Below are 25135 nucleotides of genomic sequence, written 5' to 3' on the forward strand. Positions count from 1 at the left end.
AAAATTAAACTAAAGCCAGAGTACACAGCACTTTCACTATTATTTGCAAGCCTTACAGAATTACCATGTTTATGCTTTTGAGTTAATTTTTTGATCGATTGGATTAATTGCCGCTTCTATACTAAAGTAATTTTAGATAAAATTTTTAACCATAGTGATGGAAGCTAAAAAACATGGTGTCATTTTAGAAAAAACAGATCGAACTTTTGAAGAATTAGGTGTTTTAAACCCTGCGATTTATCAAGATGGAAATACTGTTCACATGTTTTACAGAGCTGCAAAAAGAGGAAACTTTTCGACCATTGGTTACTGCCGTTTTGAAGGACCAACCACTTTAGTCGAAAGAAATACACAGCCCACTTTTGTACCAGAATATATTTATGAAATTCATGGTGTCGAAGATCCGAGAATTACCAAAATTGACGATAGGTTTTACATGACTTATGTCACTTATGACGGAATTAACGCCTGTGCTGCATTGGCAGTTTCAAAAGATTTAAAAGTTTTTAAAAAGAAAGGAATTATAACGCCAAAATTCATGCTTCACGAATTTACAAATTTGATTCGTAAGCATTTACAGAATCCAAGTATCGCTAAGATTTTGGCTTTTAATACCGAAAGAAATTATCCGCTGACAGAAACTATTAAAGAGAATCTGTTTGTTTGGGATAAAAATGTAGTTCTTTTTCCGAAAAAATTCAATGGAAAATTTGTTGCCTTGCATCGCATATTTCCATCTATTCAAATTTTTTCGTTTGAAAAGAAATCAGAATTAACAGAAGATTTTTGGAAAAACTATTTAAAAAATCTTCCAGATTACATTGTAATGGAACCTAAATATGATCACGAAACAAGTCATATCGGTCCAGGAGCCCCGCCAATAGAAACAGCAGATGGCTGGCTTTTAATTTATCATGCTGCCGAAAGAAGAGAAAAAGGATTGGTTTATCATGCCGCCGCTGTTTTACTGGATTTAGAAGATCCTTCAAAAGTTATAGCAAGACTGCCAAAACCCATTATTACTCCTTCTGAATATTATGAAAGACATGGATATGTCAATTATGTGGTTTTCCCGACAGGAACAGCCATTTTTGACGGCCAACTATATATTTACTATGGCGCTGCCGATGATAAAATTGCGGTAGCCTCCTTGAACCTGAACGAGTTATTAACCGAGCTAAAAAAGAATTCTCATGAAGACAATATCAAATAAATCAAAAATAGTTTTTTTATCTACTTTTCCGCCAACGCAATGCGGCATAGCAACTTATACACAAGATACCATAAAAGGAATTACAGATGTTTACGGTAAATCTATAAAATGTGAAATTTGCGAACTGGTTAATGAACCAAAGGAGCATCCGACACAGGCCTATACCTTAAACACAAAAAATAAAACAGAATATGCTAAAGTAGCAGAAGAAATCAATAAGGATGAAGCTGTGAAACTAGTTCATATTCAGCATGAATTTGGTTTGTTTTCAGGAAATTACGGAGATGATCTTTTAGATTTTTTAAATGTTATTAAAGCCCCTGTTACGTATACTTTTCACAGTGTTATTCCGAACCCAAATGACGAATTGAGAACATTTGTAAGGCTTTTATTGAGCTACAGCAATTCGGTTTTTGTAATGACTAATAAATCTAAAGAAATACTAATTAACGACTATGCTATTGATGAAGAAATAATTACTTGCGTGCCCCACGGAACCCATATTGTAATATATGAAACTCCAGAAAAGGCAAAAGAAAAATTAAATATTCAGGACAGATTAGTACTTTCAACTTTCGGTCTTTTGGGCGAAGGTAAAAATATAGAAACAGGCTTACAGGCTTTACCAAAAATTATTGAAAAGGCGCCAAACGCTTTATATCTAATTATCGGAAAAACACACCCCAATTTAATAAAAGATGGTGTCGATACTTATAGAGACAAATTAGAAGGTTTAGTAAAAGAATTGAATCTTCAGGATAATGTTCGTTTTGTCAATCAATATTTAGATACCGATGCACTTTTAGAATATCTACAAGCAACAGATATTTACATGTTTACATCCAAAGACCCGAATCAGGCGGTAAGCGGCACGTTTGCCTATGCCATGAGCTGTGCATGTCCGATTGTGGCTTCTAAAATTCCGCATACCAAAGAAGTATTAACTCCAGATTCTGGTATTTTAGTTGATATTGGAAATGTCGATCAATTTGCCGAGGCGGCAATTAAATTGATTGGAGATGAGAATTTGAGACATGAAATGGGCATCAATTCTTTTACAAAAATGCGCGCTTCTTCTTGGGAAAATGCTGCAATAACTCATATGAATACATACAAAAACCTGATCAAAAATCCGTCAGAAATAAAATACAGCTATCCTCCTATTCAGTTAAAACATATCAAAAAACTAACGACAGAATTAGGAATTATTCAGTTCAGTAAAATTTCTATTCCAGATCTAGATTCAGGATATACTTTAGATGATAATGCCAGAGCTTTAATCGCTTTCTGTATGCATTACAAACAAACACTGGACAAAGACGATCTAGCTTATATTTTAATCTATTTAGATTTCATTCAACGCTGTCAAAAGCCAAAAGGAGACTTTATCAATTATGTCGATCAGGAAAACCGCGAACATATTGAGCAAAATGCCGAAGTAAATTTAGAAGACTCAAATGCAAGAGCTATTTGGGCGCTGGGAACCGTTGTTTCAATGTCAGACATTCTTCCTGAAGCTATTACAAAAAAAGCAACAAAATGTTTATTGAACTCTTTAAAATGGACTGAAACTATTCAGTCGCCACGTTCTATTGGTTTTGCAACAAAAGGTTTGTATTTGTACCATACTACAGTTCCTAATTTATACGTTGCAGCAATTATCAATAAACTGAATGCTAAACTTTTGGCCAACTATGAAGACACCGCAACAGAAGATTGGCAATGGTTTGAAAATTATCTGACTTACGGAAACGGAACTCTACCAGAATCAATGCTGTATGCTTATTTAATTACCAATAAACCGGTGTATAAAAAAGTAGCACTAGATTCATTAGACTTCTTAATTTCTAAAACATTTGTCGACGGAAACTTTAAAGCCATTTCTAACCAAAGTTGGCATCATAAAGGGTCAGAGCCTGATCAATACGGTGAACAGCCAATTGATGTTACTTACACAATTCAAACTTTAAATGCATTTTATAATGCCTTTAAAACACCAGAATATAAAAAGAAAATGAAAGCGGCCTTTAATTGGTTTTTAGGTAAAAATCATTTAAATCAGATTATGTATAATCCTGTAAGCGGCGGCGGTTATGACGGACTTGAGAAACACAATGTAAACTTAAACCAAGGTGCAGAATCTACTGTTTGCTATTTAACCGCAAGATTACTAATGGAAAAACTAGCCATGTCACAATCGCGTGTTATTCCGTTACAAAAATCACGAAGCGGCATTGCTATAAATTTATAAGAAAAAATACTGGAGCTAACCAAATACTTCACTTTTTAAACCCTGAAAATCCCTTTCTTAATGAGAGGGATTTTTTGTTTGCGGACACTAACGTCAAAGTGTTTTAATTATTGTGAGCTTATGAAAATTATATAAGGCTGATGAAAAGTTGTGTAATATATTTTAACAAGTATTGAGCTAACTTTCCTGTATAATTTAATGATTTGAAAAAACTGTTAAATAATTGATTTTCATTTCACATCATTCACCTTAAAACCAAAACATTTTGATCCTTGCAATTAAAAATACATTCGCCGAAATTGGAGAGACCACCTTATTCGCCAAAAGGTTTTTTAAGGAGGTTTTTATTCCGCCATATGAGACCAAGGAGTTTCTAAAACAATGTTATGTTATAGGGTATAAATCTCTGCCATTGGTCGCAATTACCGGTTTTATAATGGGATTGGTACTTACCCTGCAATCCCGTCCAACGTTGGTAAAATTTGGTGCAGAATCTTGGCTTCCTGGAATGGTGGCGCTTTCGCTGATAAGAGAAATTGCACCTGTAATTACTGCATTGATTTGTGCCGGAAAAATTTCATCTGGAATTGGAGCAGAATTAGGATCAATGAAAGTAACAGAACAGATTGATGCTATGGAAGTTTCAGCCGTTAATCCGTATAACTATTTAGTGGTAACGAGAGTGCTAGCCTGTACTTTAATGGTTCCGCTTTTAGTGTTTTTTGCCGATGCTGTCGGAATCATTGGTGGTTATGTAGGCATTAACATTCATGGCGATGTCAACTTCTATCGATTTTTAACCCAGATCATTCAATCCTTAGAATTTCTAGATCTGTTTCCAGCCACTATTAAAACTTTCTTCTTTGGATTTTTTATCGGAATGATTGGCTGTTATAAAGGTTTTAATGCTTCTAACGGAACAGAAAGTGTGGGTCAGGCTGCCAATTCTGCTGTTGTAACAGCGTCGTTGAGCATTTTTATTATAGATATGGTTGCTGTTCAAATAACCGATTTATTCTTTTAAAATGATGAAGGAAAAACTACATAAAGAACCCACAACAAAAGAGAAAGATAAAACTCCGATTATCGAGATTAAAGATCTTCATAAAACTTTTGGAAAAGATAATGCCGTTTTAAAAGGCGTAAATCTCACTTTGAATAAAGGCGAAGATTTAGTGGTTTTAGGACGTTCAGGCTCGGGAAAATCAGTTACGATAAAATGTATCGTTGGATTGATTGAACCAGACAAAGGCGAAATTAAAGTTTTTGATGAAAATGTCCTTAATATTTCAAAAAGCGAGCTGAATGAAATTAGAGTCCGAATCGGTTTTTTGTTCCAAAGCGGGGCACTTTACGATTCGATGTCCGTTAGAGAAAATCTCGCTTTTACCTTGACCAAACACAAACGCGATTTAAGCCAAGAAGAAGTCGATAATGAAGTAATGGAAGCATTAGAAAGTGTAGGACTTGCCGATGCCGTAGACAAAATGCCTTCTGAACTTTCAGGCGGTATGAAAAAAAGAATTGGTCTAGCGCGCACGCTAATCTTAAAACCAGAAATTATTTTGTACGACGAACCCACAACGGGTTTGGACACGATAACTTCAAGAGAAATCAGCGAATTGATCTTGGATATTAAACACAAACAAAAAACTTCTTCCATCATTATTACTCACGATATGGCCTGCGCAAAAATGACAGCCGATCGAATTGTAGTTTTAAAAGAAGGTGTAATTCATGCCGAAGGAACATACGAAGAATTAGAAAAAGACGAAGACGAATGGGTACGCTCATTTTTTGAATAAAGCAAAATAAATAATAGAAATCATGGAAAAGGAATCTGGATATACTTGGAAATTAGGAATGTTTGTAACGATAGGTTTACTGCTTTTTATAATGGCCGTATATTTTATCGGAAAACAGCAAAATCTTTTTGGTTCAACCTTTCATATTAGCTCTCAGTTTAAAACGGTAAGCGGTTTAGAAGTCGGAAATAATGTTCGCTTTTCTGGGATTAATGTTGGAACAGTAGAACAAATTCAGTTAAAAAATGACTCGACTGTAAGAGTTGTTTTGGTCATGAAAGAAGAAGTTCGAAAATTCATTAAAACGGATGCCACAGCCAGTATTGGGTCAGATGGTCTAATGGGCGATAAAGTTCTGACTATTTCTCCAGGCGCTAAATCTCAAAAAGAGATTGAAGACAACGGGCAGATTGCTTCTGTTGACGGAATTGAAATGCACGATATTATGAAAAGCGTGAAGAAAAGCGTAGACAATATTGGCGTGATTTCAGACGAAATAGCCATTTTTAGCCACAGCATGAACAACGGAAACGGCGCTTTGGCAAGATTGGTTAAAGATGATAAAATGGCCAACAGCGTTTCTAATACGCTTTCTAATCTAGAAACAGGTACAAAAGGTTTCAGTGAAAATATGGAAGCGGCAAAAAGCAATTTCCTTTTTAGAGGCTACTACAAGAAAAAAGAAAAAGAGAAAAAGGAGAAGCAAGAAGAAAGAAAAGAGAAACAAGAGGAAAAGAAAGAAAAGCAAGAAGAAGCTAAAAAAGAGAAAGAAGAAAAAGCTGCTAAAGAAAAGGAACAAAAAGAGAAAGAAGAAAAGCAAAAGCAGGAAGAGGCTAAAAAGGCAGAAACTAAAAATTAAATTCCAAATTTTTAAAATGCCAAATTCCAATTCTCATTTTATGTCTTCCTGAGCGAAGTCGAAGGATACGCACTGTAAAACACGATCCTTCGACTTCGCTCAGGAGGACAAACATTATAAAAACCCAGCATTTCACAATTCACAATTTACAATTCACAATTAAAACTATATGCCAAGTCAATTCAAACATACCGCCTTAAAAGTTTTAAAAATTACTGGAATTACGATTGCGGTAATTTTGTTTTTGCTGTTTATTATTCCGCTGCTTTTTCCTGGAAAAATTGCTTCGGAAGTGAAGAAAATTGCGAACGAACGTCTGGATACGAAATTGGAATTTACAAAATCTAAACTTTCCTTTTTTACACATTTTCCATCATTGACTGTTTCGTTAGACGATTTATCTTTAACGGGTTCTAAACCTTTCAGCAATGATACTTTATTAAGAGCCGATCAGGTTGCATTTGGAATTGATATCAAAAGGCTGCTTTTTGACAACGAAGTTAAAATCAACAAACTCTATGTTTCAGATGCTTTAATAAATGTAATGGTCAACCAAAAAGGTCAGGCCAATTATAATATTTATGTGGCACCCGAAGATCGAAACAAAAAAGAAGATCCAAATGCTCCAGAAGAAGGAACAGCAATACGATTGGAACGCATCGATTTACAAAACTGCCACGTAAAATATAACGACCGTTCGGCAAAGATTTTAGTTGATGCAAAAGGCTTTAATTATATCGGAAAAGGAAATTTGAGCGAAGATATTTTTGACCTAGCAACAGATGCTAAAATTGATGAACTGGATTTCTATTATGATCGAACTGGCTACTTAAGAAAGAAAAAAGTCAGCGCCGATTTAATTACCCGAATCAATACACACGCCCTTTCCTTTATTCTTCAGAAAAATGAACTTCATATCAATAAACTGCCCTTAAAGTTTACTGGTCTTTTTTCCATTTTAAGAGATGGCTATAAAATCAATATTAAAGCGGCTTCAGAAAATACAACGGTAAAAGATTTATTGTCTGTAATGCCACCCGAATATTTAACATGGCTGGAAAGGACAGAGATTTCCGGACGTAGTGATTTACTGCTCACTTTTAAAGGAGATTATAACGTTCAGAAAAAACAAAAACCAAACTTGGCTTTCAATTTAAAAATTAATGAAGGCTCAGTAAATTATAAAAATGCTCCAGTTCCCTTAACCGATTTTCAAATGGATCTAAATGCTATGCTTCCATCTTTAGATACCGAACAATTGCTGGTTAATTTGAGAACCTTAAAATTTAAAGTGGGCGAAAAAGATTATTTTAATGCCTATCTGCACAGCAAAGGTTTAAGCGAAATGTCGATTAATGCAAGCGTGAAGGGCGCATTAGACCTTGCTGTTGTTGATGCTGCATTGGGATTAGAAAATATGGATTTGAAAGGAATTCTAAAAACCGATATTAAGGCTCGAGGCGTTTTTAGCACCTCTAAAAAATTATTTCCTAAAACGATCGGAGGCATTTCTTTGCGAAACGGCTGGCTTAAAACAAAATATTATCCCAATCCTATTACCAACATCACTTTTATAGCCAATATGCTGAACAAAGCGGGAACCTATCAGGATTTGATTGTTGCAGTCGCGCCTTTTTCTTTTGTTTTTGAAGGAAATCCGGTTTATGTCAATGCCACTTTATCCGATTTTAGCGATTTGGCTTATAATGCCAAAATTAAAGGCGAACTGAATGTAGGCAGAATCTATCAGGTTTTTTCGCAAAAAGGTTTGGATTTAACAGGCTACGCCAAAGCAGATCTTTCGTTAAAAGGAAAACAAAGTTATGCTACAACGGGTCAGTACGATAAACTGGACAACAGAGGAACATTGCTGCTAAAAAACATAAAAGCAACTTCAGAATTGTTTCCAAAAGCTTTCTATATCAAACAAGGGAATTTCCGTTTTCAGAATGAAAAAATGTGGTTTGAAAAATTCAATGCTTCGTACGGAAAATCAGATTTTGACATCAACGGTTATCTGATCAATACCATCAATTATTTTCTAGAATCAAAAGGAACTTTGAGCGGCAATTTCAACTTAAAATCAAAACTGATTAATGTAGATGAATTTATGGCGCTTGAAGAAGGCGAAAATAAAGACCGAAACCTAGAAGTCGAATATGCTAAAGAAGATCATCCGAAAATGAGCGGCGTGGTTATTATTCCAGAAAACCTAAATGTCACTTTAAATGCAAACGCAGACAAAATAGAATACAATAAATTGATATTTAACAAACTGAATGGAAAAATAGGTATAAAAAAAGAAGGATTTTACTTAGAAAATGTTACCTTTAATATCATTGACTGTATTTTAGGTATTAATGCATTGTATAAAGACGAGTCTCCGACTTCTGCCCATTTTGATGCTCATTTTACAGCAAAAGACTTTGATGTTCAGCGAGCTTACAAAGAAATTCCGATGTTTCATGATATGGTTACCGCCGCTGAAAAAGCACACGGAATAATCTCTGTTGACTATAAAATAAAAGGAGATTTAAACGGAAATATGGGACCTATTTATGAATCTATGCACGGCGGAGGAACCATTAATTTACGTGATGTTCAAATTAAGGGTCTGAAACTTTTTGACGGAATTAGTTCTAAAACAGGACAAAATGGTTTGAACAATCCTGACATGAAAGGAATTGAAATCAAATCGACTATAGATAAGAATCTTATAAATATTGAGCCATTTACCTTTAGCGTAGCTAGTTTTAGGCCAACTATTAAAGGAACTACAAGCTTTGATGGACTTCTGGATTTAAGAATGCGTTTAGGACTTCCGCTTTTCGGAATTATAGGTTTTCCAATTGTAATTACTGGAACACACGACGCTCCAAAAATTAAAATATTCAGCAAAACAGGACAAGAAATTAATCCGGCTGTTTACGATGAAAAAAACAATAAGGTAATTCGAAAAGAAAAAGTTAGCAAATCCAAAACAAAATAGAAATGAATTCAAAATCTCAGCATAAAAACAGTTCATTCGAGAAGTTTGCTTCAAAAGTTTCTAAAGCCGCTGGAAGCACACCAGCTTTTATTGGAGCTCTTTTTCTTGTTATTGGTTGGGCTATTTCAGGGCCAATTTTCGACTATTCTGAAACTTGGCAATTGGTAATTAATACCGGTACAACGATTATCACTTTTCTAATGGTTTTTTTGATTCAAAAAGCACAAAATAAAGATTCTCTTGCCATTCAGTTAAAATTAAACGAGCTAGTGGCATCCAATGATTTATCGAGTAATAGCCTTGTTGATGTCGAAAATATGACCGAGGAAGAGATGAAGATTATTCAGAAATATTACCATCATTTAAGCCAGTTGGCAAAAAAAGATAAAACGATTAGAACATCGCATTCTATTGCCGAAGCAGAAGAAGTTCATAGTCGCAAAAAAGAAAAAAAAAGTAAACCAGATACTATTAAAAAGACTACCAAAAACACCTCTAAAAAAATAACCAAAAAATGAAATTGAGCTCTACTGAAACGTATTGGCCATTAAAAAATGCCATAAAACAAAGTTATCCTTCCATAGATTCTGATATCCACACCGACATTTTGATTATTGGTGGAGGCATAACAGGAGCTTTAACAGCTTATAAATTATTAAACGAAGGAAAAAAAATTGTTCTTGTAGACCGCAGGGACGTCTGCGGCGGAAGCACTTCTGGCAGTACAGCCTTATTACAATACGAAATTGATGTTCCGTTGCATCAGCTCATAAAACTTCGCGGCGCTAGATGTGCCATAGACAGCTATCAAAATGGAAAAAAAGCCATTTTCGACCTTCGAAATATCATTGATACTGTGGGATGCGATTGTGGTTTTGAGTTTAAAAAAAGCGTCTATTTTACAACTCTAAAAAAAGATGTTCCTTATTTAAAAAATGAATTTAAAGCTAGAAAACAGCATGGTTTCGAAATCAGCTGGTTAAGCAGATCAGAATTGCAAAAAATGGGATTGAATGCAATTGCTGGCGTAGAATCTAAAACTGCTGCTGTTATGGATCCGTTTAAATTGGCAACCGATCTTCTATTTCATTGCCATGAAAAAGGAATGCAAATTTTTGACCGAACTAATATTGCTTCTATTCAGCATCAAAAAGGCAAAATTATTGCAACCACTGACACTAAATTTTCTATCACTGCAGATCATATTATACATTGCACAGGTTACGAAAGCACAGAAACGCTAAAAGAAAAAGTGGTTGATTTAAAAAGCACTTATGTTATCACCTCTGAAAGTCAGTCCGATCTTCCAGAGAATTTTAAAAACACGATTTTTTGGGATACAGCCTCTCCTTATCATTACATTAGAACTACAGATGATAATCGCATCATAATGGGCGGCGGAGATGAGGATTTTAAAGACGCAGCGAAACGAGATAAATTGCTTCCTAAAAAAGAAACGTATCTTTTAAAACAATTCTTTAAAAGATTTCCTGATCTAAATTTTAAAATTGATTATTCCTGGGCAGGCACTTTTGGAGAAACCAAAGACGGTCTTCCCTATTTCGGAAAACCTAATCCGAGAAAAAACGAACATTACATTTTAGGTTTCGGAGGTAACGGAATCACTTTTAGCGTCATTGGAATGAATTCGATCTTGGATTCACTTAATAATAAAAAAAATACAGATTTAGATTATTATAGATTTGGAAGATAGAAAGATGCTAAGGTTCTAAAATACTAAGTTGCTAAGTTTTTTTCTTAGTGTCTTAGCATCTTAGAACCTCAGTAACTTAACCAAGCACCAACTCCATCTGAATATTACATCTTTTATACGGAGTTTCCAGGCCGAAAACTTTTTCGAAACCCAATTTATAATAGAGATTTATTGCGGGTTTTAAGATGGTGTTGCTTTCTAAATATATTTTTTTTGCTCCCAATTCTTTTGCTTTTTCTGCGATAGCTTTACCTAAAAGCCAGCCAATGCTTTTTCCTTGTGCTTTTGGAGAAACGGCCATTTTTGCCATCTCAAAATCATATTCAGAATTATTTATTTTAATTAAAGCACAGACACCTACAGGTTCATTCTCATAAAGAGCCACAAGAATTTTCCCTCCTCTTTTTAGAATATACTCTTCAGGATTATCGAGCGCTTTATAATCGGCTTCTTCCATTTCGAAATAAGTTGAAATCCATTCTACATTCAATGCCCTAAAAGCTTCCTGATATTCTGGCTTATAATCAACTATTTTCACGTCTTTACTTTCTCTCTTTTTCTTTTGTTCACGAACTCTTTTAATCAGAGATTTTTGCTCCAGTAAAAACTCCCATTCTTCCAGTGCAGCCCACAGATTATGCTTGCTTTCGGCAATTATATCTTCAATCGCAACATCAATATCTTCTAGCTGCTGTTTGATTTTCTTCGAAATCAAAATTCCTTTTTCGGTAAGTGCGACATTATTCTTGCGCTTATCCTCTGTTTTTGCGCTTTCTTCAATCAACCCAGCGCCAATCATTTCCTGAATAATTTTGCTGACAGAAGGCTGAGAATGTCCAATTTCATTAGCAATTTCAGTAATGGTAATTTCGCGTTCTTCTGCCAAGGTATAAAATACAGGAAACCATTTCGGTACAAATTCAACCCCATACAATTCATATATTTTCGCAGCATCATCTGTAACAACAGCAGTCATTAAACGCAAACGGCTTCCTAATGCCGCTTTTCCAACTTTATCAAAAAATTCCATAACAAATAATTAATTATATAACTAGTTATGCAAATATATCTTTTTTTTTTAGATACTAAGAAACTAAGGTTCTAAGATTCTAAGTTTTTTTTGAAAACTATAGAATCTTAGAACCTTAGTGTGTATTTTTTGAGAGGCTAAGTTATTAAGATTCTAAGTGTCTAAGTTTTCCTTAAAAAAACCTTAGAATCTTAGCAACTCAGAACCTTAGCAACTTAAAATATATTGTGCTTTAGAGCTAGCGACAGTACTTTTTTTTGAGAGGCTAAGTTGCTAAGATTCTAAGGGTCTAAATTTTCCTTAAAAAAGCTTAGAACCTTAGCAACTCAGAACCTTAGCAACTTAAATATATTATGCTTTTAAGCTAACGAGAGTATTTATTTTTAAGATGGTGAAATATAAGTTTTCTCAAAAAAAACTTAGAATCTTAGCATCTCAGAACCTTAGCAACTCCGGCCGCTAGGCCGTTATAGCCAACGAATTCAAATTAAACTTATATTCTTTTGGGCTGCAGTTGAATTTTTGTTTGAATATTTTAGAGAAATAGCTTCTGCTGGTGAAACCAATGCAGTATACAATTTCTGAAATATTTAAATCAGATGTTCTAATTAGAATTTCGGCTTTTAGAACGCGCATGTGCGTGATATAATCGTTGACCGTGCGATTGTGGATCATTTTGAAACCTTCTTGAAGTTTATTTGGAGACAAACCAGATTTTTTACTTAAGGCTTTAATAGAAAATGCCTCTTCTGGACTTGTTTTTATAAATTCTGAAAGCTCTTTAATCTCTTCCATTTCTCTTAATGTCAATCCGTTTGATTCATTTGCGAAAGCGTGCAAATCATCTGAATGCTGCTGGATTTCCATTGCCAAAATAATTCTCATGATGCCTTCTTTCAGCAAATTTCTCACAATTCCTTTTTGTGTGATGGAATTAAGCTGCTCTATTTTTTCTGCAATCTGCAAATTATACGAACCAATATAAAAGAAATCTGTTACTTGATTATTTTCAAAAAAAGTATCTTTTACCTGCTGATTCAAAGAATGAGTTTGACTTGCAACATCAATCTGAGTACCAACAATAATTAATGTGAGCTTTGTCTTTTTACCTTTTTCAAAAAACAGCACATTATCCTGGTTTTGTTTAGAGGTTACAATTGCGGTTTGAAAAGTTTTTAATTTTCGTTCCTCACCATTTAATCCAAAACTGTGCGAAAGGTTTCCTTTAGAACAATAAGCAAAATAAATAGGCGATGATTTTACATTTAAAAAATCCAATCTCACATCTGCAGAAAATGTCATATCAAACTGAACATAGGAGATATTATCATTAAAGGAAGCTCCAATAATAGAACCTTCTGCAAAACTATTTTCTACTTCAAGTGCATATTCGTCTAAATCAAAATTCACTTTTCCGCCAAAACTAGTCTGAAGTTCATCAAATATATTTTGAGTTTTTTCTGTATTTATAGTAACTATTTTCATGGTTTGCCGGATTTAAAATTATAATTTGCCAAACAGATTATTTTCTAGAAATCTGAAATTCAAAGTTCGTTTAAAGACACGCCAAAAATGTTATATAATTTTTCGGTTTTGTTTTATAATTCCTTATAAATGTTTATTTTAACATATCTATTTATTCCAGCATGAAAAGTTTCTCCTTTGCCCCTATTAGTTCTCCAACTTCTAAAATTCTCATTTTAGGCACGATGCCTGGAATAAAATCTTTAGAGCTAAATCAGTATTATGGTCATAATCAGAATAACTTTTGGAAGTTTATGTTTCAGATTCTAGAAGAAGAGTTTTCTACTGATTACGAAATGCGAAAAAACTTATTAATCAAAAACAATATTGCGCTTTGGGATGTCTTACAATTTTGTGATCGAGTTGGAAGTTTGGACAGTGCCATCAAAAACGAAATAGCAAATGACTTTGAAGATTTCTTGGCAACTCATCCTCAAATAGAAAGTATTCTTTTTAACGGACAAAAAGCAGCTTCGTTTTTTAAAAAATATGTTCACTTAACAAAAGAATACAAAACATTCACACTTCTATCAACTAGTCCGGCCAATGCTGGCAAGACTTTTCAGGATAAATTATACGAATGGAACATCATTAAAACCTTATTATAAAGACCTGTATTTTATACAATTAAAATGCAAATATTGAAATCATGTAACTTTTTCTGTTTAAAGTATAACAAAAATCATCTGCTCTCGATCTAATTTTACATCAAAGAAAAATAAGCCATAGTGAAGATTTAATGAACGAAATGGAAAGGCTTTCTTCTTATTAAAATTGACAAAGCAAACTGTAAAAAGTTTAGTCTATAAAGAGAACATTGGTTATGTTAGTTTATTTTTGGGAAAAAGCTACTCTATAGAAATATAGAGTAGTTTTGTTTTTATAGGCTACCATTAAAAGATAAAAACATGAAAATCCAGACATATTATAATCATATACGGTTTTATACTCCGCATCATTTTATATATTATCCCATTTTAATTTTGTTCTTGATTGCCAGTATTTATTTGGCCATTACGACGGAAGATCATTTAATATGGACATTTATCAGCGTGGCTTTTGTATTGCTTTTTGCACTCGCTTATATGCTGCGCCAGCATTATGCTTTAACACTGCAAAACCGAATTGTACGCTTAGAAATGCGCTACCGCTATTTTACTCTAACAGGCAAAAGATTCGAAGAATTTGAATACAAACTTACAGACGATCAGATTTTTGCTTTACGCTTTGCGCCAGATAACGAATTGGTTCCGCTTGTTGAAGATACTTTAAAAAACAGCTTAACAGGCGATGCAATCAAAAAAGCAATTGTGCACTGGAAAGCAGATTATCATAGAGTTTAGCAATGGCAATTACAATATCAAAATTCAATAACAATATCAATTTTTAATTTTTAATTTTTAAAATTAATTATTGAATTTTGCCATTGATATTGATTTTTGACATTGAATTTTGCCATTGTCATTGATTTTTGAAATTGTTATTGAACTCTCTTTTTATTGAAAATAAGATAAAACAGAAACAGCAATACGCCAACTGCAACAATTACAGCAAAATAGACTGCAGCGATATTGGGATGCAAATAATTTGGCTCGTAAAACAACTTATTTAAAGTTTTAAATTTTTCTGCTAAAGCTTTTCTATCAAAATTATTTCTAATTCCATTAAGCGGTTCATCTTTATTATCTCTGTAGTGGTATACATCTTGAGTCAGCAACTTCGGAATCAAATTTGTTTCTATATTGTATTTTCTTAAAAGCGTATCTAATCTTTGAAAAGTATACGTTAATGAATCTTTCTTAGCATTGTATAGCAATTTATAGCGATCTACAGCTACTTTATATTTTTGCTTATCTACAGAATCTCCTTTTACAGGATTAAATAGAGACTTATTTTCTAAGAAAATACAAATATCCTCATCATGTTCTGGACGCACGGAAACACTCTTAAAAATAATTTCTGTGCTATCTCCCACAATTCTTTTTGAGATCACTCTTTTGTGCAATTCTTCTTTATCAAAACCGATAATATCAAAAATACTATCCGCCTTACTTTTCGTTTTATCAAAAGTGCTCGTTAAAGCTTTTATGGTGTCAATGCTATAATAATTGGTTTCTATAATCGGAAATTCACCAGGTACAATTGTATCATCTTCCTTAATTACGGGATACGGTTTTGGGTATAAAATATTCTCATAATTAAATAGTTTCTCAGAACTATAGGAAGTGTATGCGTATAAAAACGGATTTAAGACATTGATCAGTTTTTTGTCATTATTAAAATCCTTTTCAGACAATTCTGATTTCAGTTTAGCATTCATTCCGAAACTATAGCTAATAAAAAACGAAAAAGTCAGAAATGAAATAAAAAGCAAACAACCCGCGATTTTAAACAGATTCCCTCCTCTATAGCCTTCTCTAGAATGATTTCGAATCAAAAAAATCAAAAAGAAAAGCAAAAACAAACCACTTACAAAAAAGTGCGAAATCGAAACGTCATCGTAAAATTTGAATCGGTAAAACTCCGTGTAGGTATTAATATTCTTTATTCCTTTAAAAGTAAAATAACCGTATAAAAAGTAAGCTAAATGAATTAAGGCTAATATAATAACTGATTTTATGAAATAACGTTTTAGATTTTTGGTCATTTTTAAAAGGTGCTAAGGTTCTGAGATGCTAAGATACTAAGGTTCTAATATACTTAAAATTTATCTTGCCTTTCATAAAAATATATTTACAAAATTAAAAAGTAAAATAATCTGGGCGTGCCACCATTATAAAAAAAGGGCAAATAATAGCAACGCCTATTCGCCCTTTTTTTATAATGCTGTCGGGCTGTCCATGCTGCTTCGGCAGCTTATTCCCATCCCTCACGCAATCACGGTTTCAAAACAACCTCCCGAAACATTTAGCCACAATAAACCCAATCGACAATGAATTTCTGCCAATCTTTGGTTAGATGCACTGCAGTGCATCTCTACAGTATCATTGAATTTGATTTCGCTAAAAAAAACCTTAGAAACTTAGTATCTCAGAACCTTAGTCCTTTTTATTTCGAAATATCAAACCCTTCCTTCACTATTTCGCTTTCTACTTTATCAATCAGTTTATTGGTTTTACCCGTAAGTCTTTCTTTCTTCCAATCGCCTTTTGCGTATATGACAACAGTAATTAAAGCCGTTACAACAGAAGCAATCGGGAAAGCCCACCAGATTCCAATTTTACCTAAAGAAGTATTATGAGACAAAATAAAAGCCAGCGGAAACTGGATTACCCATTGCGAAACCAAAGTTAGAATCATAGGCAATTTTGTGTTTCCAACAGCTCGAAAAACACCAGTTAAACAAAGCTGTATGCCTAAAAATCCCCAAGAGAGACAAGTAATTCTCAATAACTCTGTTCCACCTTCAATAACGGCTTGATCATTTGGAACAAAAAATGCGATTAGATACGGCGCAAAAATAAAAGCAATGATTCCGAGACCAGTCAATAATCCGAAACCCAGATAAGCTCCTAATTTTGAAATTTCAGCTGCACGATCAACATTTCCAGCTCCAATATTTTGCCCAACAAGAGTTGCAATCGCCATTGACAAACCCAAAGCTGGAATTAGAATGAGCTGAATCAAGTTGGAACCCGCACCATAAGAAGCAACTGTCAATGTACCAAAACGAACAATCAAAAATGTGATTGCCATCATTCCTAAAGCACGCATTGACTGCTCAATTGAAGACGGAAAACCAATTTCAAAAGCTCTTTTGATATGTTTATAATCAGGTTTAAAATCGGAAATGCGAAGATGGATTCCGTGTTTTCCTCTAAACAAAATTGCAAATCCAATTATAATAGCCAAAAGCTGTGTAAATAAAGTTGCCAAAGCCGCCCCTTTTACGCCTAAAGCTGGAATAAATTTCCATCCGTAAATAAACAGCGGATCTAAGGCAAAGTTCAAGATAACGGTTCCTAAAACAATATAAACAGGAAGTGTTACACGCCCAACTCCACGCATAATCGATTGGAAAATCATAAATCCGAAACTAAAAACAAGCCCCACAAAAGCCACTCGCATAAAACCTAAAGCATCTACGTAAACTGCAGGCTCTACCTTCAACAGATATAAAAAATACGGACTCAAAATATAGCCTATAATCGACAAGAAAACAGATACAATAATCACCATAGACAAAGTCTGTGCTGCCACGTGGTTGACCATTTTCTGATTTCCTGCTCCAAAATATTGAGCAATTAAAATAGAACCCGCAATAGCCAATCCAGTTCCTAAAGCAATGGTTAAAAATATTACAGGCGTGCTTATCGAGACCGCCGCAACGGCATCTCCGCCCAGACGCCCAACCCAAAAAGCATCTACCAACTGATATGCTGCTTGTAATAAATTAGCAATCATAATCGGAACGGCTAATTTTAATAATGAAGAAAGGATTGGCCCTTCTAATAATTCATTTTTTTTCATTTATTCAAAATAATTATTCAAAAATCAGTTGACATATCAACTTTTAAAGTTCAAAAAAAATTAAAGAGTTTCTAGCTTGTCTGCATAAGATCGTACCGCATTCAACGCTTCAATTCTTTCTTTTGGAGAAAAAACAGACATTACTTCTTCTTCTGCCCTTTTCATCAGCGAGCGAATGCTTTTTGCTAACGAAATTCCTTCATCAGTAAGACTTACAATATTTTTACGTTTGTCTATTTTATCTTTTACAACCTCAACAAGATTCTTTTTTTCAAGTGCTGATATACTTCTTAAAATAGATGATTTGTCTCGCATTGTTTTATCTGACAATTCTCTCTGCGAAAGACTTTTATGATGCAAAATCATCAACAATGGCAACTGTTCTAGCTGTAATGTAATTCCGGCTTCATTCATTAACGCATTGGTACGCCTGAAAATTGCACGTTTGATACGATGAATCTGAAAGAAGAAACTATCTGATATTTCTTCTTTCCAAAAATTTGAAAAACTTTCTTTATCGGTATGTTTTTTTTCCATGATGCAAAATTACAAAAAAGATTGACATGTCAACTATTTTTAAAACAAATCCTTATTTTACTGATATACAATTCATTCACTAAAATAATTCGGTTAAAAAAAGAAAAATGAACGATTATTTTTACTAACTTTAAATGTTAAATATTGCCTAATAAAAACTTAAAAATTAATCTGATGAAACAATTATTTATTTTTTTGGTAATGATGCTCCTTTGGATTCCGTTAAACGCTCAAACTGTTGCTGAAGCCAGTAAAGAGGATAGCTTAACAACTTTTAAAACTGAAAAAGACGATTTTCAAGATAGTACTGTGGATGATCTGCCCTGGCACAATAGACGCTTTAAAGTTACCGCTGGCGCTTTTTTTCCTGTAAATAATACTCAAGTTAAAGTTGAAGGCAACAACGGAAATATAGGAACTGAGATTGATCTTGAAAATGATTTAGGGTTTTCTAAATCGACTGTATCCTTTTTAGGAACCTTTGATTGGCGCATATCCAAAAGATCTCGATTAGGTTTTGAATATTTTGTATTAGACAGAACTGCAACAAAAACGCTGCAAAGAGATATTAATTTCGGAGACCATACTTACCCATTGGACGGAAGGGTTCAAGGTACTTTTAACGTACAGATTGCTAGAATTGCTTATGGGTATGCTATTTTATCTAAACCTAAATATCAAGCTGGTCTATTGATTGGGGCGCATGTTCTTTTCGCAGATTTAGGATTAAAATTAGAAGCTAATACGCAAAGTGTAGAATATCGTGATACTTTTGATTTTACTGCGCCACTGCCAGATGTTGGAATTTGGGGTGAATTTGTTCTTGGAAAACGCTGGGGTTTATATGCCAACGTTAATTATCTTGCCGTAAAAATTGATGAAACCGATGGCCGAATCATAAGCTACAATTTATCGGTTTTGTATAATGTTGTAGACAACTTTAGTCTTACTGCAGGTTATACTGGCTTGAACTTTAGAATAGATACGGTTCAAGACCGCTTAAACGGTTTCTTAAAATGGGGATATAACGGGCCAACGCTTACAGCGGTTTACACTTTCGGTAAGCATGTTAAAGTTACTAGATAAAGGTTCTCTCTCAGATGCTAAGATTCTAAGGTGCTAAGGTTCTAAGTTTTTTTAACCGCAAAGAGCGCTAAGGATTACGCAAAGTTCGCAAAGTTTTTATTTCAAAGCTTTGTGGAAAAAAGCTATGAACATAATTTTACCGCAAAGAGCGCAAAGTTTTTTTTAGCTGAACGAAATATTCTCGCAAAGACGCAAAGTCGCAAAGTTTTTTATATTCTTTGCGACTTTGCGTCTTTGCGAGATTAAAATTTCATCAAAAAGCTTTGCGAACTTTGCATTCTCAAAAACCCACCTCAAAAAAACTCTGCGAACTTTGCGAAAATCTTTGCGCTCTCTGCGTTAAAAATTATACTCAAAGCTTATCAAACCTGAAACTTGAAACTAGAAACTAGAAACAAAAAAATAAACCCGATAACTCTCCAGCTATCGGGTTTATTACCAAACTTAAACTTACTTAACTTAACTCAAAATAAAACTTTATAAATTTAGAATCTCAGAAGCTTAGAAACTCAGATTCTCAGCATCTTAGAATCTTTAAAAAACTATTTTTCGATTGGAGTGAATTTTACTGCTGTTCCTCCTCCAGCTGCCAATTTGATATTTAAAACAGTTTTGTTGTTTACTTTTTGTTTAGAGATTGTAACTGGATATGGATTGGTTTTATAATTTGCCCCTTCTCCATCTGCATAAATTTCTGCTTCGTATTCTTTGTTTTTGTCTAAAAACGAAAGCGTTACTTTTAAGTCTCTTGCATTTCTATTTGTAATCGAACCCAAATACCAGTTTTTCTCGTCCCAATCTTTACGGGCAATTGTAGTGTATTCTCCAATTTTAGAATCTAAAACTTTAGTATCCGACCAAGTGCATGGCACATCTTTTACGAATTGAAATTCTGGTTTTCCTTCATAGTTTTCAGGTAAATCAGATGCCATTTGCAACGGACTGAAAATAATCACGTACAAGGCCAATTGATTGGCCAAAGTGGTTTGCACTTTTGCTCCAGAAGGTGTTTTATAATCAAAATTGAAATTCCCTGGTGTGTAATCAAACGGTCCAGAAAGCATTCTGGTAAAAGGCAAAGTTGTTAAATGCTCTGGCGTATTTCCTCCATCTACAGACCATGCATTATATTCTTGTCCTCTTCCGCCTTCTTGTGACATAAAGTTTGGATACGTACGCTGTAACCCCGTTCCTTTCATTGGTTCGTGGTTATCGATCATGATATGATATTTAGCCGCCGTTTCGATTACTTTTCTGTAATGACGTGCTCCGTACTGGCTGTCATGCCATTCTTTTTTATCCAAATATTTATTTACATAACCCGTTTTAACCGAATTCACTCCCATTTTTTGATACAGTTTGAAAGCCTCTTCTAACTGGTTCTCATAGTTTTTAGTAGCACCAGCCGTTTCGTGATGTCCAATTAAACGAACATTTTTTACGGCCGCGTATTTGGTAATTTCTTCCAAATTAAAGTCTGGATACGCTTTTACAAAACTAAATGCAGAACCATCTGCAGTCCAGTCACCATCCCAACCTTCATTCCATCCTTCAACCAAAACTCCGTCAAAACCATTTTTCGCAGCAAAATCAATATATTCTTTTGTGTTTTTGGTTGTTGCACCGTGTTTTGGGCCTTGTCCCCAAGTATATTTTTCTAAGTGCATTCCCCACCAGATTCCAATGTATTTTGAAGGTGTGATCCAAGATAAATCTTCAATTTTTGAAGGCTCATTTAGATTCAGCATAATGGTCGAAGTTGCTACTTGTCCAGGATTCTTCCCAACCACAATAGTTCTCCAAGGTGTTTTAAAAGGTGTTTCTGCGTATACTTTTACACCATCTGCCCACGGTACCAAATCACTTTTATATTGCTTGTCTGTCGTTTTTAAAAGTGTCATTGAGGCAAAATCTGTTAAATTGGCTTCGTGAATAGCAACATATAATTTGTCTTTGGTTTCAAAAGTTGCTGGAGTATTGATCGTATCTGTTTTACTCATTAACGTTTTACGGTATTCACTTTCGTAATAACTGTTTTCACGATGAACTGGAATCCACCAAACTTCATTATTATCTTTAAAAGTAAATTGTGTTACTTCGTTAGAGATTTTCACTTTTCCTAAATGAGGCTGTTTTGGAAATTCATAACGAAATCCTACTCCATCATCAAAAACTCTAAAAATAATATCGACTAAACGCTCCTCGCCTTTTGTTTCTTTTAAATGAACAATCAGTTCGTTATGATGATCTCTAACTTTTTTGAATTCGCCCCAAGGCTGTTCCCAAGTTTCATCTGCCGATTTTTCTTCGGTCGAAACGACTTCAAATCCATCTTTCATTTTAGCTAAACCCTGAAATTCAAATCCCATAAGAGAAGGTTCAATAATCGATTTTCCGTTAGAAGAAAAACTATATTGAGGCTGTCCAGAAGGCGTTAATTCAAAAGTTAATTCAGAGATCTTTTCCGGAGAACTGATTTTATACGTTTTTTTAGTACTGCAAGCCATAACGAGCATTGTGGCAAAAGCTATTAGACAGTATCTATATTTTCTGTTTTTCATTATTTAAATTGTATTAATTACAGCTCTATTTTATTTCGCTTAATGTTTGTTTTGCTTTTGCAGGCTGCATAGAAACAAAATAATTAAACACCTGATCGAGTTTTTTCTGGGCTTCGACATTTCCTTTTTTCTGTACGCGTAAATCATACAATTTGCTGATCTCTGGAAATACGCTTTCTGTATTTTTTACTCCAGCAAAAGCTTTGATTTTTTCAATGAAAGAATATCCAAATTCAACTGTTGGTTCAATCATGGTTCCTTCTCCGAAATCATTCCATGTAATCAGCTGCAGATAATTTACATTGGCATTTTTAGCTAAGGCAAGAGTTTCATCCAATGTTGCTCCATTGTTATGTTCAATCGTCCATCCAATCGCTGCTCCGCCTCCGCCTTGAGCGTAAAAATCTTTAAAACCAGGATAAGCGCTACCCATTGCTACACCCAATTTTGGTTTGGTATTGGTGTAAAAATTAGTTAAGTAACTATTGTCTTTGTATACCCACGCATATTCGCCAGAAGCATTTTCTCCTGCCATTGAAGAGTGGTCCCAAAGTGTCAAGAAAGTGGGTTTTGCTGTTAAAGTATTAAAGACGTTTGTCCATTCAGCGGGGGTCTGTAGCACAATTGGTCCAAAATTCATTAACAGCGGTTTACCATTAATCTTGATATAATTGGCATCCGAAAAATAATTCTTCTCTACATAAGCCAAATCTGTTTTTGCTGCACCAGTTACCGAAATTGCTTTTCCTGCATTAACCACATTGGTCAAAAATCGGTCTTCGTATACAATAGCATATTCTAAACCTACTTTATCAAGCATTTCGATTAATTGATCTGTATTCTCTTTGATCATTCCGTAATCGTTTACATCGTAAGTGCCGTACCAATCAATAAGAATTCCATCAATTCCTGAATATTTCATCAACAATAAATGATTTTCGATCACATTTTTATCGCCTGAGTGATAAGGTCCAATCAGCGGATAATAGTACGATGCAATTTCTCTTCTTCCGTTTGCTCCTACGTTGTTCGGATTTTTATTGGCCATTGTCCAATGATATCCCCATTTTTTATCGGCACTACTTTCGTTGGTTTCAAACCACGGCATGTAATGCATATAAATTTTAGTGCTGTTGGTTTTCTCAATCGCAACAGGGTCTGTTTTCTCTGGTTCTACAGGTTTGTCTGAGCCTTTGTCATCGCTGCTGCAACCGGCAATCATCGCAATGCTCATCAAACCAAAAACCAACGATGTGATATATCTTTTCATATTGATGTACTGTTTGTTATTTTTATATTTTGCCACAGATTAAAAGATTAAAAAGGATTTTATTGTGATTAATTTATTTCACGCAGATTTAAAAAGATTTAAGCAGATATGCGCAGATTATTTTTTTTACATTTAAAACCAAATCTGCTTTAATCCGCAAAATCTGCGTGAAACAAAATCTTTTTTCAATCCTCTAATTCGGTTTCTAATCTTTAGAATCTGTTACTAAAAAAAATTAAAAACATGTCAGCCTTCCACGACTAACCAACATGGAAGACTGACATTCTAGTAACCTAATTTGGATACCCAGGATTTTGTTTAAGGTTTTTGTTTGTGGTTAAAACAGTACTTGGGATTGGGAAAATTGCTCTGTATTTTTCTGTTGTCCCTTTTGACCACCATGGTTCGAAGAATGTTCCAAAACGAATATTGTCTGTTCTTCTTCTTCCTTCGAATGTAAATTCTTTCAACAATTCTTGATTTATAAATGCAAGGTCAATGGTTGCTGGCAATTCTTCACCTGCACGAGATGCTACTTGCTGTACAAATGGTCTTGCTAAATCTGGCGAGCCTAAACGAACGTAACATTCTGCTTGCATCATTAAGATTTCTGCATAACGAATTAATACAAAATCGTGATCACGCTCCCATTGCTCTCCTGCTTTCATTTCATATTTATGTAAACGAACTCCTTCATTCTCTTTTGCATCTTCCAGACTTGTTAGGTTCTCTGTATAGGTAAGTGGTTCTCCATTATCCATCATAATTACAGTTCCTGTCGCAAGATTGATCTGATCGCCTTCTAGCATACATTTTTTTCTCTTGTCTGTGTCTGCAAATGCAGAATAAACTCCAGGCTGTGCGCACATTCCGTTTGCACTCCAAGGATAATTGTTTGGAATGGCAGAAATAGCTAATTTTTGATTATAATGACAAGACATTGAGTTCATGTAGTTTCCAACTGTTCCAGCTTTTGAATCGTAAGGAATAGCGAAAATAATTTCTGTCGAAGTCTGATTTTCTGTCACGAAATTCGAAAAGAAATCTGGTGTTAAACTGTATCCAGTAACCTTTTGGCACATATTGATACAATCTTGCCAACGTGGCTGACCGATAAACGCTTCTGAATTAAGATATAATCTAGCCAAAATAGAATACGCAACATTTCTAGTCATTTTAGAATACACCGCATTTGGATTTAAATGCGGAATAGCGTCTGTCAATTCTTTTTCAACAAAATCATAAACCTCTTTTCGTGTTGAATTGGTTGGAAGAGCTGTATCTTCAAAATCGGTTACAATTGGCACATTTCCGAATAAATCTAAAAGATTGTAGTAGTAATAGGCTCTAAGCGCTTTTAATTCTGCATAAATTGGCTCTTTTGATTTATCACTAAGAGATGATTTATCGATTTGATAAATGATTGCATTAATCTTAGCAATTCCAGTATAATTGTAACGCCAAGCCGAAAGAATCATTCTATTGTCCGATTTCCAAGTATGCTTTTGCGCGTCTTGATATTGTCCGCCATCGTACCAGTTTGTTCCTCTTGTCGGAATTGTTGCTTCATCTGAAACTACTTCATTCAAAAAGAAAACATACTCACAAGTTGGAAAATTATTTGAGATTGCATCAGAGAATCCTCTTAACGAAGAATAAGCTCCACCTACCAGCGCATCAATCTCTTTGGTTGTATTTCCGAAATTTCCATCTTCTACCTGATCATACAACTGTTCGTCCAAATCAGTACAGGATACCGTAAAAAGCATGCTTAAAAGTATTACTGCTGTTATTTTGATTTTCATTGTTAATATTTTATGGTTATC

19 protein-coding genes are annotated in these 25135 nt (G+C 34.3%); 11 read left to right on the forward strand and 8 right to left on the reverse strand.

The window, feature by feature from the left end; genetic code table 11:
* Positions 1-157: 157 nt before the first annotated feature.
* The 8 genes from SOM12_RS17890 (at position 158) to SOM12_RS17925 (ending at position 10831) form a co-directional block, all read left to right on the forward strand.
* Positions 158-1213: a pesticidal protein Cry7Aa gene (locus SOM12_RS17890; RefSeq protein WP_414655676.1), complete on the forward strand. Its 1056-nt coding sequence runs from the start codon at positions 158-160 to the stop codon at positions 1211-1213.
* Complete coding sequence (locus tag SOM12_RS17895) at positions 1194-3464, forward strand: glycosyltransferase (RefSeq protein WP_320494686.1); 2271 nt, start codon at positions 1194-1196, stop codon at positions 3462-3464. The genes SOM12_RS17890 and SOM12_RS17895 overlap by 20 nt, the downstream gene beginning before the upstream one ends.
* Positions 3465-3729: 265 nt before the next feature.
* Positions 3730-4488 (forward strand): MlaE family ABC transporter permease, encoded by a 759-nt coding sequence (locus SOM12_RS17900; RefSeq protein WP_095931616.1) that lies wholly within the window; start codon positions 3730-3732, stop codon positions 4486-4488.
* 4 nt (positions 4489-4492) lie between these two features.
* On the forward strand, positions 4493-5269 hold the full coding sequence (locus tag SOM12_RS17905) for an ABC transporter ATP-binding protein (protein WP_414655680.1): 777 nt from the start codon (positions 4493-4495) through the stop codon (positions 5267-5269).
* Between the two features lie 22 nt (positions 5270-5291).
* Positions 5292-6128: an MlaD family protein gene (locus SOM12_RS17910; protein WP_320494690.1), complete on the forward strand. Its 837-nt coding sequence runs from the start codon at positions 5292-5294 to the stop codon at positions 6126-6128.
* A 169-nt stretch (positions 6129-6297) separates the two neighbouring features.
* Positions 6298-9117, forward strand: coding sequence for an AsmA family protein (locus tag SOM12_RS17915; RefSeq protein WP_320494691.1), 2820 nt, complete (start codon positions 6298-6300; stop codon positions 9115-9117).
* Between the two features lie 2 nt (positions 9118-9119).
* Positions 9120-9635 carry a low affinity iron permease family protein gene (locus tag SOM12_RS17920; protein ID WP_095931620.1) on the forward strand — a complete coding sequence of 172 codons (516 nt, stop codon included), beginning with the start codon at positions 9120-9122 and terminating at the stop codon, positions 9633-9635.
* Positions 9632-10831: an NAD(P)/FAD-dependent oxidoreductase gene (locus SOM12_RS17925; protein ID WP_095931621.1), complete on the forward strand. Its 1200-nt coding sequence runs from the start codon at positions 9632-9634 to the stop codon at positions 10829-10831. The genes SOM12_RS17920 and SOM12_RS17925 overlap by 4 nt, the downstream gene beginning before the upstream one ends.
* Positions 10832-10907: 76 nt before the next feature.
* On the opposite strand, the gene SOM12_RS17930 is transcribed toward SOM12_RS17925, so the two are convergent.
* Together SOM12_RS17930 and SOM12_RS17935 are read right to left on the reverse strand one after the other, a co-directional pair.
* Positions 10908-11861: a bifunctional helix-turn-helix transcriptional regulator/GNAT family N-acetyltransferase gene (locus SOM12_RS17930; protein ID WP_320494693.1), complete on the reverse strand. Its 954-nt coding sequence runs from the start codon at positions 11859-11861 to the stop codon at positions 10908-10910.
* 459 nt (positions 11862-12320) lie between these two features.
* A complete protein-coding gene (locus SOM12_RS17935; protein ID WP_320494694.1) occupies positions 12321-13346 on the reverse strand; it encodes a helix-turn-helix domain-containing protein in 1026 nt (341 codons plus the stop codon).
* A 161-nt stretch (positions 13347-13507) separates the two neighbouring features.
* Between SOM12_RS17935 and SOM12_RS17940 the strand changes: the two genes are divergently transcribed.
* Together SOM12_RS17940 and SOM12_RS17945 are read left to right on the forward strand one after the other, a co-directional pair.
* Positions 13508-13993, forward strand: coding sequence for a DNA-deoxyinosine glycosylase (locus SOM12_RS17940; protein WP_320494695.1), 486 nt, complete (start codon positions 13508-13510; stop codon positions 13991-13993).
* 300 nt (positions 13994-14293) lie between these two features.
* On the forward strand, positions 14294-14728 hold the full coding sequence (locus SOM12_RS17945; protein ID WP_320494696.1) for a DUF6526 family protein: 435 nt from the start codon (positions 14294-14296) through the stop codon (positions 14726-14728).
* Between the two features lie 137 nt (positions 14729-14865).
* Here SOM12_RS17945 and SOM12_RS17950 read toward each other — a convergent pair whose 3' ends face one another.
* The 3 genes from SOM12_RS17950 to SOM12_RS17960 form a co-directional block, all read right to left on the reverse strand.
* On the reverse strand, positions 14866-16032 hold the full coding sequence (locus SOM12_RS17950) for a hypothetical protein (RefSeq protein WP_320494697.1): 1167 nt from the start codon (positions 16030-16032) through the stop codon (positions 14866-14868).
* Positions 16033-16433: 401 nt separating this feature from the next.
* A complete protein-coding gene (locus SOM12_RS17955; RefSeq protein WP_320494699.1) occupies positions 16434-17855 on the reverse strand; it encodes an MATE family efflux transporter in 1422 nt (473 codons plus the stop codon).
* 60 nt (positions 17856-17915) lie between these two features.
* A complete protein-coding gene (locus tag SOM12_RS17960; RefSeq protein WP_320494700.1) occupies positions 17916-18392 on the reverse strand; it encodes a MarR family winged helix-turn-helix transcriptional regulator in 477 nt (158 codons plus the stop codon).
* Positions 18393-18566: 174 nt separating this feature from the next.
* Between SOM12_RS17960 and SOM12_RS17965 the strand changes: the two genes are divergently transcribed.
* A complete protein-coding gene (locus SOM12_RS17965) occupies positions 18567-19478 on the forward strand; it encodes a hypothetical protein (protein ID WP_320494701.1) in 912 nt (303 codons plus the stop codon).
* Positions 19479-20020: 542 nt separating this feature from the next.
* Here the strand turns inward: SOM12_RS17965 and SOM12_RS17970 are convergent.
* The 3 genes from SOM12_RS17970 to SOM12_RS17980 form a co-directional block, all read right to left on the reverse strand.
* Positions 20021-22039, reverse strand: coding sequence for a glycoside hydrolase family 97 protein (locus SOM12_RS17970; protein ID WP_320494702.1), 2019 nt, complete (start codon positions 22037-22039; stop codon positions 20021-20023).
* A 25-nt stretch (positions 22040-22064) separates the two neighbouring features.
* On the reverse strand, positions 22065-23309 hold the full coding sequence (locus tag SOM12_RS17975; protein WP_320494703.1) for a glycoside hydrolase family 71/99-like protein: 1245 nt from the start codon (positions 23307-23309) through the stop codon (positions 22065-22067).
* A 293-nt stretch (positions 23310-23602) separates the two neighbouring features.
* The gene (locus SOM12_RS17980) at positions 23603-25114 is read right to left on the reverse strand and encodes a RagB/SusD family nutrient uptake outer membrane protein (protein WP_320494704.1); all 1512 of its coding nucleotides are present in this window, start codon (positions 25112-25114) and stop codon (positions 23603-23605) included.
* Positions 25115-25135: the final 21 nt, after the last annotated feature.

The sequence above is a fragment of the Flavobacterium sp. CFBP9031 genome, assembly GCF_034044945.1.
GTDB lineage: Bacteria > Bacteroidota > Bacteroidia > Flavobacteriales > Flavobacteriaceae > Flavobacterium.